Origin of the sequence: Pseudoalteromonas sp. SG43-3 (genome assembly GCF_014164385.1) — a bacterium.
GTDB lineage: Bacteria > Pseudomonadota > Gammaproteobacteria > Enterobacterales > Alteromonadaceae > Pseudoalteromonas > Pseudoalteromonas distincta.
Map to the genome: position 1 here is coordinate 125493 of NZ_JACJFC010000003.1, position 16215 is coordinate 141707.

A 16215-nucleotide genomic window follows, 5' to 3' on the forward strand; every position below is an offset into this window, starting at 1 on the left:
AACTAAGATAATAATTGAACAAAGCTTGTGTTTTGTGCTGCAAGTACATAGCATAAGGCTTTAATTATAAAAAATAATAACGACCAAATAATTGCCGCTTTTTGGGACTGGAATATATGCGAATTACTCCTTTATCTCTGTTAATTTCAGCTAGTTTGTTAGCTAGTAGTGCATTTGCACAAGACACAGCTACAGTAACTGGAATTGAGTCAGAGATTAGTGTTAAACAGACAGAATACGATAACTCGACAAGAATACTTGAAAAACATCTTAAAGAAGAAAGTCAGTTACAAAATCAACTAGAGCTACTTCGTTCTCGTTCTACAGAGCTAGATAAAGAAAAAAACCAAGCGCTCGATGCGATGAACGAAATGTACCGTCGTTTAATTGACGATCCCACTATTAATATTAGTGCGGCTCAATCACGCTATCAAAAAGCGGTGATTGATCATAAGCAAAACAAAGATGATATTTCTATGCAGTTGGCGGCAATTGCATCCCACCGTAAAGATATAGAGCAAATTCGTGTTGCTAAGCATACGCTTTTAAATACTTTAGAAAGTTTAAAAGAGCAGTTAACTACAGCCAGAGTAGAGCGTTTACGTAACGAGTTTACACGTGAAGGCACGCTTGAAGTTAACCATACGATTAACTGTAAGCGAACAGAAACGCTAGCGGCGTGTGAGCAACGCGGTCAGCAAATGGGGCTACAAAAAGCAACTAAACGCTTTGTAGATCAAATATTTGCAAACTTAACAGAAGAGCGCATTGTTGAGCCAAAACGTAATTTGGCGGGCGCTCAAGTACAAATATTAAGTAGCCATGTAGTTAACAGTGCATTTAGCGGCCAAGGTAACTACAACGTTAACTTAAGCGTAACCATGCGCGGCGAAGTAAACAGTAGCCGTTTATGTAGCTTATTAAGCATTGATAACCGTTATTGTTCTGAGTACGGCACGCCACTTACTGCTGCTTATCAACCCGCGTATAACAATACATTTACTGATAGTCAGTTAACATTCAGTAATAGCGCGGATAATAGTAACACGGTGTCGGTTTCTCGTTTAGAAAAGCAGCCAGTACGTGATTATTCAGTTAAACCTGCATCGGCGAAAAAAGATTACCCTTCTATCCTTAATAAGAAGAAGGATCAATCAATAGAGCTGACATTACGATCAAACGTATACGACGATGAAGTGTTTATCGATGGTGTAAGCTTTGGCTCAACACGCTTGATCACACGTTTACCGCCGGGTATTCACAACATTGAAATACGTAAACTTGGCTATAAGCCTTATCAAGTTCGTGTTGATTTGAATAAAGCACAAACAATTAATGCAAATTTGGTAAAAAAGCCTAAGTCGATTGCTGCACCGACCTATACTCGAGAGCAACCAGAAGTAACAACACGCCAGGTTAGTGAAAACGTTAATGTATTAAATGCAAACGTTGAAACGCCGGTTGTCGTTATTCCTGCAGGCAAATTTAAAATGGGCGATATCAATGGCAATGGTTTAGCTAATGAACGTCCAGTAATTGAAAAAGTAATAGCAAATTCTTTCGCTATGCAAAGTAAAGAAGTAACCGTAGGTGCCTACGAAAAATTTGTAGCAAATACAGGTTATAAAACTCAAGCGGAAAAAAATAAAGGGTGTGCGTATTATTTAAATGGCGAACCAGTATGGGAAGCAAATTTAAATTGGCGTAATCCTGGTTTTGAGCAAGGCAGTGACTTTCCTGCTGTATGTTTAACTTATAACGATGCAAAAGCTTACGCTGAGTGGTTATCGGGTCAAACAGGACAGCAATTTCGTTTACCTAACGAAGTTGAGTGGGAATACGCAGCACGTGCAGGAACCGAAACAGAATACCCTTGGGGTAACGAAATTGGTAAAAACCTAGCTAACTGTGGTTGGTGTGGTAGTGAATGGTCAAATAGACGTGCATCACCAGTAGGTTCTTTTTCTCCAAATGCATTTGGATTATACGATACCGTAGGCAATGTATGGGAATGGACCGATAAAGAATCAGGTGAGTCTGATGTAGCAGTAAGAGGCGGAGCGTGGAATTTTGCACCAAGCCTTGCTCGTGCATCTACGCGTTTAATTTTAGCGCCTGATTTTAGATCTAACTACATTGGTTTTCGCTTAGTTCGCGAACGATAAACTCAATTAAGGAAGCTTTGCTTCCTTTTTTCACAAATTCACAAAGGCGCTGCGCTTTATATTGCTCATATAGTTGAGCATGTTAAAGTGAGGCAGCTAATATAAGAACGTATTTCAAAGGTCATCCAGCCTCATGTTTAAAAAACTCCGTGGTATTTTTTCTAACGATCTATCGATCGACTTGGGTACAGCCAATACCCTAATTTATGTAAAAGAAGAAGGTATTGTATTAAACGAACCTTCTGTTGTTGCTATTCGCCAAGAACGCGCTGGTGGACCTAAAAGTGTTGCATCTGTAGGTACAGAAGCAAAACAAATGCTAGGTCGTACACCGGGAAATATTAAAGCAATCCGTCCAATGAAAGACGGTGTAATTGCTGATTTTTATGTAACTGAAAAAATGTTACAACACTTCATTAAGCAAGTGCATAACAATAACTTTATGCGCCCAAGTCCGCGTGTACTAATTTGTGTGCCGTGTGGTGCTACTCAAGTAGAAAAACGTGCAATACGTGAATCTGCAATGGGTGCTGGTGCTCGTGAAGTTTACTTAATCGAAGAACCAATGGCAGCAGCTATTGGCGCAGGTTTACCAGTATCAGAAGCAACAGGTTCTATGGTTGTTGATATTGGTGGTGGTACAACTGAAGTGGCTATTATTTCACTTAACGGTGTTGTTTACTCATCATCTGTTCGTATTGGTGGCGATAAGTTTGACGAAGCTATTATTAATTATGTACGTCGTAACTTTGGTAGCTTAATTGGTGAAGCGACAGCTGAAAATATTAAGCATCAAATTGGCTCTGCGTTCAAAACTGATGAGCCAATCGAAATTGAAGTGCGCGGTCGTAACCTTGCCGAAGGTGTTCCGCGTTCATTCACGCTTAACTCACACGAAATCCTAGAAGCTCTACAAGAGCCGTTAATGGGTATTGTGAGTGCAGTAATGGTTGCACTTGAGCAATCACCACCTGAGCTGGCATCAGATATCTCTGCGCACGGCATGGTACTTACTGGCGGTGGTGCATTGTTAAAAGATTTAGACCGTTTATTAATGGAAGAAACGGGTATTCCGGTTGTTGTAGCTGATGATCCACTTACGTGTGTTGCGCGTGGTGGTGGTAAAGCATTAGAAATGATCGATGTTCATGGTGGTGACGTTTTTAGTTACGACTAATGAAATTAATGTTTGGACGCACAGTCTCTTTGCAACTGCGACTTTTTGTCGCAGTGCTTTTGAGTATCGTACTCATAGTTGGAGACAGATATACGCAAGGTGGTACCGTTGTTCGTACCAGCCTTAATACTCTAGTTAGCCCACTAATCTATGTTGCTAATTTACCCTACGAATTATTTAGCTTAAGTGCTAAAAGCCTGCATACGCGGGATCAACTTCTTACTGAAAACGAAGCGCTGAAAAAAAAGCAAATGCTACAAAGCGAGCAACTTCAGCAGTATCAATTTCTAGCCAGAGAAAATCAAAAACTGCGCGCCTTATTAGGCTCATCTGCAAAGCAATCAAATCGTAAAATTATTGCTCAGGTACTTTCTGTACATTCAAACCCGTATAGTCATCAGGTTGTTATTAACCGTGGTACAACTGACGGGCTTAGTGAAGGCCAAGCTGTAATTGATGAAATGGGTGTAGTAGGGCAGCTTACAAAGGTTGGTTCAACAACTTCACGTGTGCTACTAATGACCGACACCACACATGCCACACCTGTGCGTATACTTCGTAACGATGTACGAACGGTTGTTGAAGGCATAGGTAAAATTAACGTCGTTAAGCTCTCTCACGTTCCACACAGTTTAGATGTGCGAATTGGCGATGTACTTGTTACATCGGGTTTAGGGGGCACATTCCCTGAAGGATACCCGGTGGCAGTAGTAACTGAAATAAATCGTGATGAAGGGCGACCGTTTGCACAAGTTTTTGCAGAACCTATTGCGCAACTAGATCGCATTCGCTTGCTGGTTATTTTATGGCGTAATCAACAGGAGCAAATCAGCGATGATTAACCGTTATTCATTGTTAATTGCGCTAAGCATCTTTTTTGCGTTAATAATGGCACTAATGCCACTTCCATTTTCGTTTGAGCCATTTAGACCTGACTGGGTTTTACTTGTACTTATGTATTGGTCGCTAGCAGTACCGCATCGTTTAAATATTGGTACTGCTTGGGTCGTTGGTTTATTAATAGATTTAGCGTCTGGCTCACCGCTGGGCGTGAACTCGCTTACATTCTCGGTATGTATTTTTGTAACCGCGAGCAACTTTCAAAAAATTCGTAACTTTTCGCTTTGGCAACAAAGCCTACTAATTGGTTTATTTTTAACGCTGTATCACTTAATGCAGTTTTGGCTAAATCACTTTTTGTTAGGGGTTTATTTTAATCCACAGTACTTATGGCCAGTAGCAACCGGAATGGTTAGCTGGTTTTGGGTCTTTTTACTACTTCGTAAATATCGCAGACATTTTAGGATCAGGTAATGACTACCGCAGTATATTTGGCATCAGCCTCTCCCCGTCGTAAAGAGTTATTAAGCCAATTAGGTGTCGAATTTACACAATTTAGTGTTGATGCAGATGAAAGCCCACTTCCAAACGAGCAACCTAGAGCACTTGTTGAGCGTTTAGCGCGCTTGAAAGCCCAAAGCGGTGTAGAGCTTGGATATACCGATCGCCCTGTACTTGGTAGTGATACCGTGGTTGTTATAGACAACGAGTCATTGGGTAAACCTCGCGATAAAAACGATTTTACACACACGTTAAAACGCCTATCGGGTAACACGCATCAAGTTCTTACCGCAGTTGCATTTGCAACGCAAAATGATGTGCTTAGCTGTGTTGTAAGCACAGATGTTACTTTTAAAACCTTAACAGATGAAGAAATTAATGCTTATTGGGAGTCAGGTGAGCCACAAGATAAAGCCGGTGGCTACGGTATCCAAGGTTTAGGCGGCCGCTTTGTAACTCACATTGCGGGTAGCTATTTTTCTGTTGTAGGCTTACCTTTATATGAAACCGAACAATTATTAAAAACATTCTTAAGAAGGTAACATGAGTACAGAATTACTGATCAATGTCACACCGAGCGAAAGCCGTGTTGCCCTAATAGAAAACGGTGTACTGCAAGAAATACAGCTAGAGCGAATCGGTAATCTAGGTATTGTAGGCAATATTTACTTAGGAAAAATAAGCCGTGTACTTCCGGGTATGCAGGCTGCTTTTGTCGATATCGGCCTTGAAAAAGCTGCATTTTTGCATGCATCCGATATTGTAAATAGTGCCTCTATTGTTGAAGGCGTAGACGACGTACCAATAAAAAAAGTACAAGATATTAGAGAGTTAGTTCGTCAAGGCCAATACATTATGGTGCAAGTGGTAAAAGATCCGCTAGGCACTAAAGGCGCAAGACTCACCACTGATATAACTATCCCTTCTCGCTATTTAGTGTTTATGCCTGATGCGACCCATGTAGGGGTTAGTCAGCGTATAGAAACTGAAGAAGAGCGCTCACGTCTTAAAAAAATAGTCGCAGAATATGGCGATGAAAATGGCAGCTTTATCGTACGTACAGCAGCTGAAGGTGCTAGCGAAGCTGAATTACGACACGATGCCGGCTTTTTAAGAAAATTATGGGAAAAAATAACATCACGTCGTAGAAAAACGAGTAAAGCCAGTATCCTACACGAAGATTTAACGCTTGCCTTTAGAACCCTGCGTGACTACGTAGGCGAAGATATGGAGCGCATTCGCGTTGACTCTAAACTCAGCTATGAAGAACTAAAGTTATTTACTGAAGAGTTTGTTCCACAGCTTTCTCAAGTGCTTGAATACTACCCAGGCGAGCGACCTATATTTGATTTGTTTGATGTTGAAAACGAAATTCAAAAAGCACTACATCGTAAAGTTACGCTAAAATCGGGTGGTTATATAATTATTGACCAAACAGAAGCAATGACGACTGTTGATGTTAATACTGGTGCATTTGTAGGACATCGTAATTTAGAAGAAACCATTTTTAATACCAACGTAGAAGCAACCTCTGCAATTGCCCGCCAGCTCAGGCTGCGTAACTTAGGCGGTATTATCATTATCGACTTTATCGATATGGTAAGTGAGGATCATAAAAGGCGGGTGCTTCATTCACTTGAATCAGCCCTTGCAAAAGATCGCACTAAAACGAATATTAATGGGCTTTCAGCGCTTGGCCTTGTTGAAATGACGCGTAAACGTACACGCGAAAGCTTAGAACATATTTTATGTGATGTATGCCCTGCATGCTCCGGTCGTGGTTCACAAAAAACAGTTGAAACGGTTTGCTACGAAATACTACGTGAAATAGTGCGTGTTAACCGAGCATACGCAGCAGACAAGTTTATGGTGTATGCAGCGCCTGCTGTAAGTGAAGCCCTACTAAACGATGAGTATCATAACCTTGCTGAGCTTGAACTATTTATTGGTAAGCAAGTCAATATTCAAACCGAGAGCTTATACAGCCAAGAACAGTTTGATGTGGTAATGATGTAATGAAAGCAAAAGCGGTCTGTTTTTTTTGTTTTAGAAAGTTATGGCAGACTTGCGCCATAATTTTGGTATTACTGGCCGTTATTGTTTCAATTTTAAAATATACCCTCCCGTATGCAAACGAATACAAAGGTGACATAGAAAGCTATTTACACGAAAAGTTTGAAATAAGCTTATCTATTGGCGAAATATCAGCTAGTTGGCAGGGCAGCGGTCCTGCATTAGTGCTAGAAAATTTATCGTTTAAAGATAACGAAACCGCGCCAATATCACTCACCATTGCTAAAACCAGCTTAGAGCTAAACCTATGGGAAAGCTTAAAAGCACTGCAACTTAGATCTAATTATTTTGTTATTAATGGTTTTCATACCAGTGTAAATATCACCAACTTATTTAAAACCGGTGATAACGACGAAGTTTCTTTTGAGCAAAAAGAGCTAATTGAAGAACTGTTTTTGGGTGAAACGGGTCATTTTGCAATAGAAAATTCCAGTATTAACTTTATTTTAGAAGATGGTAAAGAACGTAAATTACTTCTTCAAAACATTGTTTGGCAAAATGAAGATGAGCAGCACCTTGGCAGTGGAAGCTTAGCACTACCGGGAATTTCGGTCGGAGACTTTGACGCGCGCATAGCACTTACCGGGGATACTCTAGAGCAGGTTGCGGGCGACATCTATGTGCAGGCTAATAAGGTCGATGTATCTAACTGGTTAGCGCAATATATAAATACGCAAAAACAACAACTACATAGCGATATTAATTTACAAGCATGGCTAAAACTAGATAAAGGTTTTGTAAGCGATGTGAAAATGCAGTGGTTACCAAGCTTTGTACGCTGGCAGCGAGAAGAGCAAAGCCACCAAGTTAGTTTGAGTGAAGGTGGATTCCATCTATATCCAGAACAAAATAGCTGGCACTTAAAAAGTACCGGTTTAACATTTAATAGTAACGATAAAGCATGGCCAAGTTTAGAGTTTGAAGCCCAACTAGGGCTGCAAAATAAAGTGTGGCTGCATCAAGTTGATTTTGAATTACTGAGTAACCTAGCCGGGCTAAGTAATTTTAATGCACTTGAACCATTTTTAGAACGCCAACCTAGTGGGCAAATAGATCAAGCTTATTTAAGTTTTTCTAATGCACAGCAATGGCAATTATGGTTTGAGGCTAACAATATTGGCTGGCAAGAATTAAGATCGGTACCAGCAGCGCAAGGGCTTAGAGTAAATGGTTTACTTACCCAAAGTACTGGTCGAATAAATTTATTTGGCGAAAGTGGCACATTAGTCACAGGCGAAAGCTTTAGTAACGACATAAATTATAATCAGCTAAATGTAGAGCTAGATTTAGCTAAGCGAGATGATGGCTGGCATATAAGTAGTGACAATATCTGGTTTGATAATGATGAAGTTACTCTTGCTGCAGAATTACAAATTAGCCTAACAGATGATCCTCGATTAGATCTTTACGCAGAAGCGTTCGCCCCAGATGCCAATATTGCAGATCATTACTTCCCATTAAAAGCGATGAGCCCTGAACTTGTTAGCTATTTAAATGGTGCAATTAAAGGCGGAGAAGTATCTAAAGCACAGGTCTTATTTGCAGGGCCTTTGTCTGGTTTCCCATTTACTGATGGTAGTGGTCAGTTTGATGTATTAGCACAAATAGACAATGCAACCTATGAGTTTGACCCTGGTTGGCCTGCGGTCACTAATGCTGATGTACAGCTACATTTTGCTAATGAGCGGATGGACATATATAGCCAGCAAGGCAAGTTGGTTAATTTAGATATTGGTAATAGTGTACAGGTGAGCATTGCAAATTTAATGAATGCTGATGAACTTATTGTGCAAATTGATAAAAAAGCAGAGATGGAAAAGTTACATGATTTTTTTGCAGCGACACCTATTGCCAAACCTCTTGCTGAAATTTTTAAAGTTGTACAGGGCAAAGGCGAAGCCGATGCCAGTATTGAGCTTTTAGTAGGCTCTAAGTTTAAAGGCGGAGCCAGTGTTAGCGGCAAAGTTAATTTAAATGACTTACCAGTATTTATAGCAACGCCAGGTATTGAGCTTAAAAACTTAACTGGCGAGCTTAATTTTAAAAACGACAATATTACACTTAAAAATGCGACTGCGAAGTGGTTGGGCATGCCGCTAAATATTAATTACAGCAGCAAAAGTGATGCTAAAAATTACCAAGCAAACATAGATATAAACGCCAAAATTGACGCCGATACACTAATTGATAGTGGACAAGGTATATTAAAAAATTATTTAAGCGGGCAAAGCGATGTTGATATTGGTTTAGTACTTAATTTTACCGAACAAGGCTTTAATTATCGTGCACAGGTAAACTCAGAACTACTTGGCTTAACGAGTAACTTACCCGCACCTTATAATAAAAATAGCGAACAAGCGTGGGCACTTGATGCAGTAGTTCAAGGTGATGATATTTCTAATCTCATTACAGCAAACGCTAATCAACAGTTTTACTTTAATGCTATTTTAGAAAATGGAAAATCACAGTTTAGTAATGTCCATTTTGTGCTCGGAAAACAAGATTTAGGATTAAACCAAAAAGACTTAAGCGTAAATATAAATCTTGAGCAGAGTGAATTAGTGCCTTGGTTTGATCTGATTGATCAAATAATTAAAGCAGGTAAATCAAACCCAGATAAAGAATCAAAAGGGATTATGCCACCGCTTAATGAGGTGGTCGCAAATATAGGTATGCTTGATGCGAGTAACATCATCTTTAATGATTTTGAAATGCGTTTAGCACCATCAAAAGACGATTTATACCTAAAGCTAAATGCTAAAGAACTTAGAGCTGGGGTTTTTATTCCTACATCACAACCTAGCCAGCCTATACGAATTAATGCCGATTACTTAAGGCTTAATTTTGCACAGCCTAGCGAGCAATTAATTGAAATAACAGATGTACTTCCTGAGGAAGACTTGAGCTGGCTTACTAAAATACCTGCCATTGAGTTTGAATGTAGTGACTGCAAAATTGATCGCTATCAGCTTGATAAAGTGAGTGCGTCGTTATTAGGTGATGGCGAGCGCTTATCGATATCAGAACTTGTAATCGATAAAGGAGATCATGTACTGCGCACTAAAGGGCAGTGGCAAAGTGGTTTAACAACGCTAAGTGGTGAGCTTAAAAGTGATGATATAGGCGCATTGTTTGGCGAGTTTGATATTACCTCTGCAATTAAGGATTCTAAAGCTGATCTAAATTATGATCTTACTTGGCAAGCAGCACCTTATGATTTTGATGTGAAAACTTTAAGTGGTGAGGTTACTTGGGATTTAGGGGAAGGTCACTTAACTGAAATAAGTGATGGTGGTGCACGCGTATTTTCGCTGTTGAGCCTTGATTCACTCGTACGCAAACTGAAACTTGATTTTAGAGATGTATTTTCAAAGGGCTTTTTTTATAACAGCATGCAAGGCTCTATGCAGTTAGAAAACGGTATCGCTTACACTAAAGATACTAAAATGGATGGTGTGCCTGCCGATTTGACTATTAAAGGCTACGCAAACTTAAATACGCTAGATATAGATTACGACCTTGCTGTAGCGCCACAAGTAACCTCAAGCATTCCGGTTATAGTTGCGTGGATGGTTAATCCAGTAACAGGGCTTGCTGCTTTAGCACTTGATAAAGTTATTCATTCTGCGCGCGTCATCTCAGAGATCAATTTTAAAGTAACGGGTAAAATGAACGATCCTATTGTTCAAGAACTCGACAGAAAAAGTCGTGAAGTTACACTACCTCAAGCTGCGCAAAATCAGCCACAAGCATCAGTCGATTTAAAACTTAAAGATGCACAAGTAACAGTAACGCAATGAACAAAACAGCAAGCATAAGCACACCCGCAATAGTTGCCCTACAAATGTGTTCAGGGCTAAGCCCTGATGAGAACATAACAAGCTTAAAGCGCGCACTTAAAACTCTGCCAGCAACAAGGCCATTACTTGTTTGCTTGCCTGAGGCTTTTTTAGTGTTTAGTAAAACTGGTAACGATACGTTACGTGTTGCTAAGCAAGTTGAGCAATACAAATTACAACTTAGTGAATTGTGCCAACACCATAATATTTGGTTAAATGCAGGCACAATGCCTGAGCCATTTAACGAACATAAGTATTACGCAGCATCGCACTTATATAATAATCAAGGCGAGCTGGTTGCAACGTATAACAAAATACATTTATTTGATGTAACCGTAGATGATAAAACAGGTAGCTATCGAGAGTCAGATTTTACCCAAGCAGGTCGCGATGTAGTGGTTGTTGATTCTCCCTTTGGTAAAATTGGCTTAACAGTATGTTATGATCTGCGCTTTAGTGGCTTATTTAACGAACTAGTACGCCAAGGCGCCAATATTATTTTAGTACCCAGTGCATTTACAGTCCCTACAGGGCAAGCGCATTGGCAACCGCTATTAGCAGCTCGCGCAATAGAAACACAATGTTATGTAGTTGCAGCAGCTCAGTACGGTACACATGAAAATGGCCGACAAACATATGGCCACAGTATTATTATTTCGCCTTGGGGCAATACCCTGAGTGAATTGCCAACAGGCACCGGTTTTATAAGCTGCAACGCAGATTTAGACCAGTTACAAAAAATTAGACGAGATATGCCCGTGCAGTCTCATCAACGATTTAGAGAGCATTTATTATGAATTCGGTTGAACAGCATTTACTACAAGACAGCCAGCTAAATAGAGAAGAGCTCGAAAAAACGCTCGCTTACATACATCAGCATAAAGTGGATTACGCCGATTTATATTTTCAATCAAGCCACCACGAATCATGGGTGCTTGAAGACGGCTTAATTAAAGAAGGCTCTTATAACGTTGAGCGTGGCGTTGGTGTACGTGCTGTAAGCGGCGAAAAAACAGGTTTTTCTTACTCTGATGCAATAAATCTTGAAGCACTTAATAAAGCGGCTACAGCGGCTCGTAGCATCGCAGATGCTGGCGAAGATAGAGCGATTAAAGTATTTAGTGATGTTAAAGCTAAAGAGCAGTTTGCAGCGCATCAGCCAATTTCGAGTATGAGCGATACCGACAAGGTGAGTTTATTACGCGAACTTGAAAACTATATTCGTGAACTAGCACCCGATGCAGAGCAAGTAATTAGCTCAATGTCAGCGGTATACGAAGAAGTATTAATCGCAGCTAGTGACGGTACGTTTGCCACCGATATTCGCCCACTTATTCGCTTAAACTGTTCAGTACTGCTTGAAAAAAATGGTCGCCGTGAACGCGGCGGCGCAGGCGGTGGTGCACGTTTAGATTATGGTTACTTTAAAGAGCTTGTTGATGGTAAACCACGTTGGATGGAATTTGCTGAAGAAGCTGTACGCCAAGCTAAAGTAAACCTTGAAGCTATTGATGCACCTGCAGGCACGATGGAAGTTGTACTTGGTAATGGTTGGCCTGGCGTGCTTTTACACGAAGCAGTAGGGCATGGACTTGAAGGCGACTTTAACCGCAAAGGCGCGTCTGCGTTTAGTGGTAAAGTAGGCCAAAAAGTAGCATCTGAGCTGTGTACTGTTGTTGATGATGGCACCATGGCCGATCGCCGTGGGTCACTTAATGTTGATGATGAAGGCACACCAGCCGCTTACAACGTACTTATCGAAAACGGTATTTTAAAAGGCTATATGCAAGATAAGCTAAACGCGCGTTTAATGGGTGTAAATCCTACCGGTAACGCACGTCGTGAGTCTTATGCGCATTTACCAATGCCTCGCATGACTAACACCTACATGTTAGGTGGTGAGCACAGCCAAGCCGATATTATCAGCTCAGTTAAAAAAGGGGTATTCGCGCCTAACTTTGGCGGCGGACAAGTTGATATAACCTCAGGTAAGTTTGTATTTAGTGCATCAGAAGCGTATTTAATCGAAAATGGTAAAATTACCCAACCAATTAAAGGCGCAACGCTTATTGGTAATGGACCAGAAGTAATGCAGCAAATATCTATGGTTGGTAACGACTTAGCACTTGATAAAGGTGTTGGTGTTTGTGGTAAAGATGGTCAAAGCGTACCGGTAGGCGTAGGCCAACCAAGCCTTAAGATTGATCAGTTAACGGTCGGTGGTACAGCTTAAATATTACTCAAGCGCGAAGTGAATTTGCACCTACATGCTTGATGTTTATTGTAGGTGAGGTTTTATACCTCGCTTTTTAAATACAGACTTAGAAATAGAGCGCGAAATAAATTCGCACCTACGATTTGTATTTTTACTTTGTGTAGGCGAGGTTTATGCCTCTCCTTCACCTTCTTTATTTTTTTCAGCCTCTTTGTACCATAACGCAAAAAAGCACTCTGTTAATTTGTGCTCTATCTCAAGCGCTTTTTCTGTCGGGCAAAACAAGGTAAAGCTTGCTTTAAATTCACCTAAATCGGTTGTACCAAAGTGAATTACCGGCTCTGGGCCAGATATTTTTGCATCAAGTTTACGCTCAATCATCGAATTATAACGGCTTGCTACTTCTTGAAACTCTTCGCAGTACAGTTTAGCTTGCTCAGTGAGTGTGTCGTGAATAGGGTAAGGGTTAAAGCTCTCTCTTCGGACAATAATAAAATGATGTGTAACAAAGCGTTTTACAAAGTTTAAGTTTTTAATAGAGCTGGTGATCAGCTTATTATTAGGTATGTATATGGTTTTTCTAGAAAATTGATAAGTATGTATATCAATTTCATGCATGGTTGTTTTTATCCAATCCGTTTCAGCTACTTCACCAAAGTAATCACCTACTTGTATCCAGTCACCCACTCTAAACGGGCGAGTTGTTACGAGGTAAAAAAAGCCTATTACACACTGAATAAACTCACGCGTTGCAAGTACAATCGCCACGGCAAAAGCAGCAATAGAAAGTGCAAAGTTTTGAATTTCAGTAGACCACACAAATAGCAGCGATATCATCATTACAAAATTAATAAAGTGCTTAATATTGTGTGCGATGTAACGGATGTCTTTTTCTTTTTTTTCTGCGCGACTTTTAGCTAGCTTATCAACAAGCACTTTTAGTACAAATGCAATTGTGATCATTACAATTGAAAGAAGAAACGGATGCAGCAATATATCTCTAGTCATGGTATCCAATTAAACGTGAGTTGATAAAAACAGGCTCAGTATATTGATTTATTAAACCAATTAGCAAATTTAGTGTAAAAAAAGTAACCAATAAAAAATGTAGCTACGTTATTGAGTTACTTGCTCAGTGCAATGCTTGTGATTTTTAGCCATTCTTTTTCGGCATATGAGTACAAGCTCAATGGCTGAAATAAAAATCAAAGTATAGCCAAGCGTTTCTATACCTTCCTCAACAATGTTTTTTACCGCACGTACATAGTCATCACCCATTACTGAATGCCAAAATGCGCCTTTGCCCATCATTCGCGAAAATGCGAGTAAAGTAACCATGCCTGATAAGCAAATTCCATAACTAGGAGTGAGGCTATAGGCTTTTAAAGCGTTAAAAATACTTCCTCTGTTTGTTATTAAATAAACAAACACGCCAGCTAAAATTGAATAGACGATACTTTGCCAAGCGCCATCAAAAAAGTATAAGTCGAGGTAGGTATCAAACTCTCTCACAAACATCATTGCCGATAACGCAGCTAGTAATACAGCCGGTATTTTGAGTTGAAAGTTAATTCGCGAAGCGTAAAAAAATAAAATACAGCTTAAAAAAGTTAAAACATCTTGCATATGTTCGGTAAGAGTTTCTTCACTGTAAAGTGCATCCTGTTTTAATTCAAACCCTTCAAGTTGAATTAAATGAGCAACACCCGCTAGGCATAATAAATAAATAAAAGATCGCAGTAAAAACATAAATAACCAAGAGAAACTATAAATGCGCGGGATTCTAATCGTTAAAATGCTTTAAAGCCAAAACAAAATTTAAACTTTTAACCTTTTTATCGGTCTAAAATTTTTGCTGTTAAAATAATGGCTTAGATGTTTTTTTAATGTTGATTGGATGTTTTTAATGTGACGTTTTAACTGGTTTGTTGTGCAAAATATAACAAACATTAAAAAGCCCTTACTAATTACTTAACAAGGGCTTTTTATAATTGAGCGCTTAGAGTTTAGCGCCTAGCGCATAGTAACAAACTCTTCAGAACCTGTTGGGTGAATCGCAACAACGGCATCAAAATCAGCTTTAGTAGCGCCCATTTTCATGGCAACTGCAAAACCTTGAATCATTTCATCAACCGCAAAACCAATACCATGTAGGCCAACTACTTTTTCGTCTGGGCCGGCACATACAAGCTTCATTTTACAAGGTTGGCGATGTTTAGTTACCGCTGTATACATAGCTGTAAAACCAGATTGGTAAATCTTAACGTTTTCTTCGCCGTATTGAGAAATAGCTTCTTGTTCAGTAAGGCCAATAGTACCAATTGGTGGGTGACTAAATACAACAGTAGGAACTAGGCTGTAATCCATTTTTAAATCATCAGGTAGTTCTTTATTAAATAAGCGTTCTGATAAAGTACGCCCTGCTTTAACTGCTACAGGCGTAAGTTCAATACCGTTTTCGATAATATCACCAACAGCATAAACGTTTTTAGCTGTGGTATTTTGAAACTCATCAACTTTAACAAAACCATCGCTGTTAACTTCTACGCCGGCAGCAGCTACATTAATTGCATCTGTTGTTGGCTGGCGGCCAATGGCCCAAATTACTTGGTCAACGTTATGAGTTTTGCCATTATCTAAATGTAGCGTTACAGAGCCATCATTTTCTTTAACTAATTTATGAGGTACAGATTCTGTATGAAGAGTAGGGCCTTCAGCAGCCATAACATCAACAAGTGTTTCAACTATGTATGGGTCAAAGTTACGAAGTGGAGAATGCTTACGAACAAATAAATGTGTTTCAGTACCTAAACCATGTAATACACCAGCAAGCTCAACGGCTATGTAGCCTGCGCCTATTACTGCAACGCGCTTAGGTTGCTCTTTTAGCTCAAAAAAGCCATTTGAATCGATACCGTGTTCAGCACCTTCAATATGCGGAATGCTTGGGCGTCCACCTACTGCAATTAATATATGGTCGGCTGTGTAGTGCTTGCCGTTTACTTCAACTGTTTTATTATCTACAAATTTAGCAAAGCCTTTAATTACAGTAACGCCATTGCTAGCAAGGCCACTGTCATAACCTTTATGAATTCGACCTATGTAGGCTTCACGGCTTTCTACTAACTTGCTCCAATCAAAGCCTTTAACTTCAACATTAAAGCCGTAATCTGGGGCATATAAATTAATTGCTTCAGCAACCTGAGCACCGTGCCACATTACTTTTTTAGGTACACAGCCCACGTTTACACACGTGCCGCCCATGTGTTTTGCTTCTATAAGTGCTACTTTAGCGCCACGCATTGCCGCTCTATTTGCAGAGGCAATACCACCACTGCCACCACCGATTGCAATATAATCAAAGTGTTGTGTCATTTTATGTCCTTAGGCGTTGAGTTTTATGCG

12 protein-coding genes are annotated in these 16215 nt (G+C 39.9%); 9 read left to right on the forward strand and 3 right to left on the reverse strand.

The features are described 5' to 3' along the window. Nucleotides 1–116: 116 nt before the first annotated feature. The 9 genes from H5157_RS03900 to tldD all read left to right on the forward strand — a co-directional run bounded on the left by H5157_RS03900 (nt 117) and on the right by tldD (nt 12828). Nucleotides 117–2165 (forward strand): formylglycine-generating enzyme family protein, encoded by a 2049-nt coding sequence (locus H5157_RS03900; RefSeq protein ID WP_182671030.1) that lies wholly within the window; start codon nt 117–119, stop codon nt 2163–2165. Between the two features lie 133 nt (nt 2166–2298). After that, complete coding sequence (locus H5157_RS03905; RefSeq protein ID WP_002958401.1) at nt 2299–3342, forward strand: rod shape-determining protein; 1044 nt, start codon at nt 2299–2301, stop codon at nt 3340–3342. Then, nucleotides 3342–4184 (forward strand): rod shape-determining protein MreC, encoded by an 843-nt coding sequence (mreC, locus tag H5157_RS03910; protein WP_173400216.1) that lies wholly within the window; start codon nt 3342–3344, stop codon nt 4182–4184. Before H5157_RS03905 ends, mreC begins: the two co-directional genes overlap by 1 nt. Beyond that, on the forward strand, nt 4177–4656 hold the full coding sequence (gene mreD / locus H5157_RS03915) for a rod shape-determining protein MreD (RefSeq protein WP_002958403.1): 480 nt from the start codon (nt 4177–4179) through the stop codon (nt 4654–4656). The genes mreC and mreD overlap by 8 nt, the downstream gene beginning before the upstream one ends. Then, on the forward strand, nt 4656–5225 hold the full coding sequence (locus H5157_RS03920; RefSeq protein ID WP_002958404.1) for a nucleoside triphosphate pyrophosphatase: 570 nt from the start codon (nt 4656–4658) through the stop codon (nt 5223–5225). The genes mreD and H5157_RS03920 overlap by 1 nt, the downstream gene beginning before the upstream one ends. A 1-nt stretch (nt 5226) precedes the next feature. Further along, entirely contained in the window at nt 5227–6699 is a 1473-nt protein-coding gene (gene rng, locus H5157_RS03925) for a ribonuclease G (protein WP_002958405.1), read from the forward strand. Further along, nucleotides 6699–10556 carry a YhdP family protein gene (locus tag H5157_RS03930; protein ID WP_182724175.1) on the forward strand — a complete coding sequence of 1286 codons (3858 nt, stop codon included), beginning with the start codon at nt 6699–6701 and terminating at the stop codon, nt 10554–10556. Before rng ends, H5157_RS03930 begins: the two co-directional genes overlap by 1 nt. Then, nucleotides 10553–11392, forward strand: a complete 840-nt coding sequence (locus tag H5157_RS03935; protein WP_182724176.1) for a carbon-nitrogen hydrolase family protein — start codon at nt 10553–10555, stop codon at nt 11390–11392. The genes H5157_RS03930 and H5157_RS03935 overlap by 4 nt, the downstream gene beginning before the upstream one ends. After that, nucleotides 11389–12828 (forward strand): metalloprotease TldD, encoded by a 1440-nt coding sequence (gene tldD / locus H5157_RS03940; protein ID WP_182724177.1) that lies wholly within the window; start codon nt 11389–11391, stop codon nt 12826–12828. The genes H5157_RS03935 and tldD overlap by 4 nt, the downstream gene beginning before the upstream one ends. A gap of 153 nt (nt 12829–12981) precedes the next feature. On the opposite strand, the gene H5157_RS03945 is transcribed toward tldD, so the two are convergent. From H5157_RS03945 to gorA, 3 genes are all read right to left on the reverse strand, one after another. Next, entirely contained in the window at nt 12982–13818 is an 837-nt protein-coding gene (locus tag H5157_RS03945; protein WP_182724178.1) for a mechanosensitive ion channel family protein, read from the reverse strand. 108 nt (nt 13819–13926) lie between these two features. Then, complete coding sequence (locus H5157_RS03950; protein ID WP_024597411.1) at nt 13927–14559, reverse strand: hypothetical protein; 633 nt, start codon at nt 14557–14559, stop codon at nt 13927–13929. Nucleotides 14560–14823: 264 nt separating this feature from the next. Continuing rightward, complete coding sequence (gene gorA, locus H5157_RS03955; RefSeq protein ID WP_182724179.1) at nt 14824–16185, reverse strand: glutathione-disulfide reductase; 1362 nt, start codon at nt 16183–16185, stop codon at nt 14824–14826. Between the last annotated feature and the right edge of the window lie 30 nt (nt 16186–16215).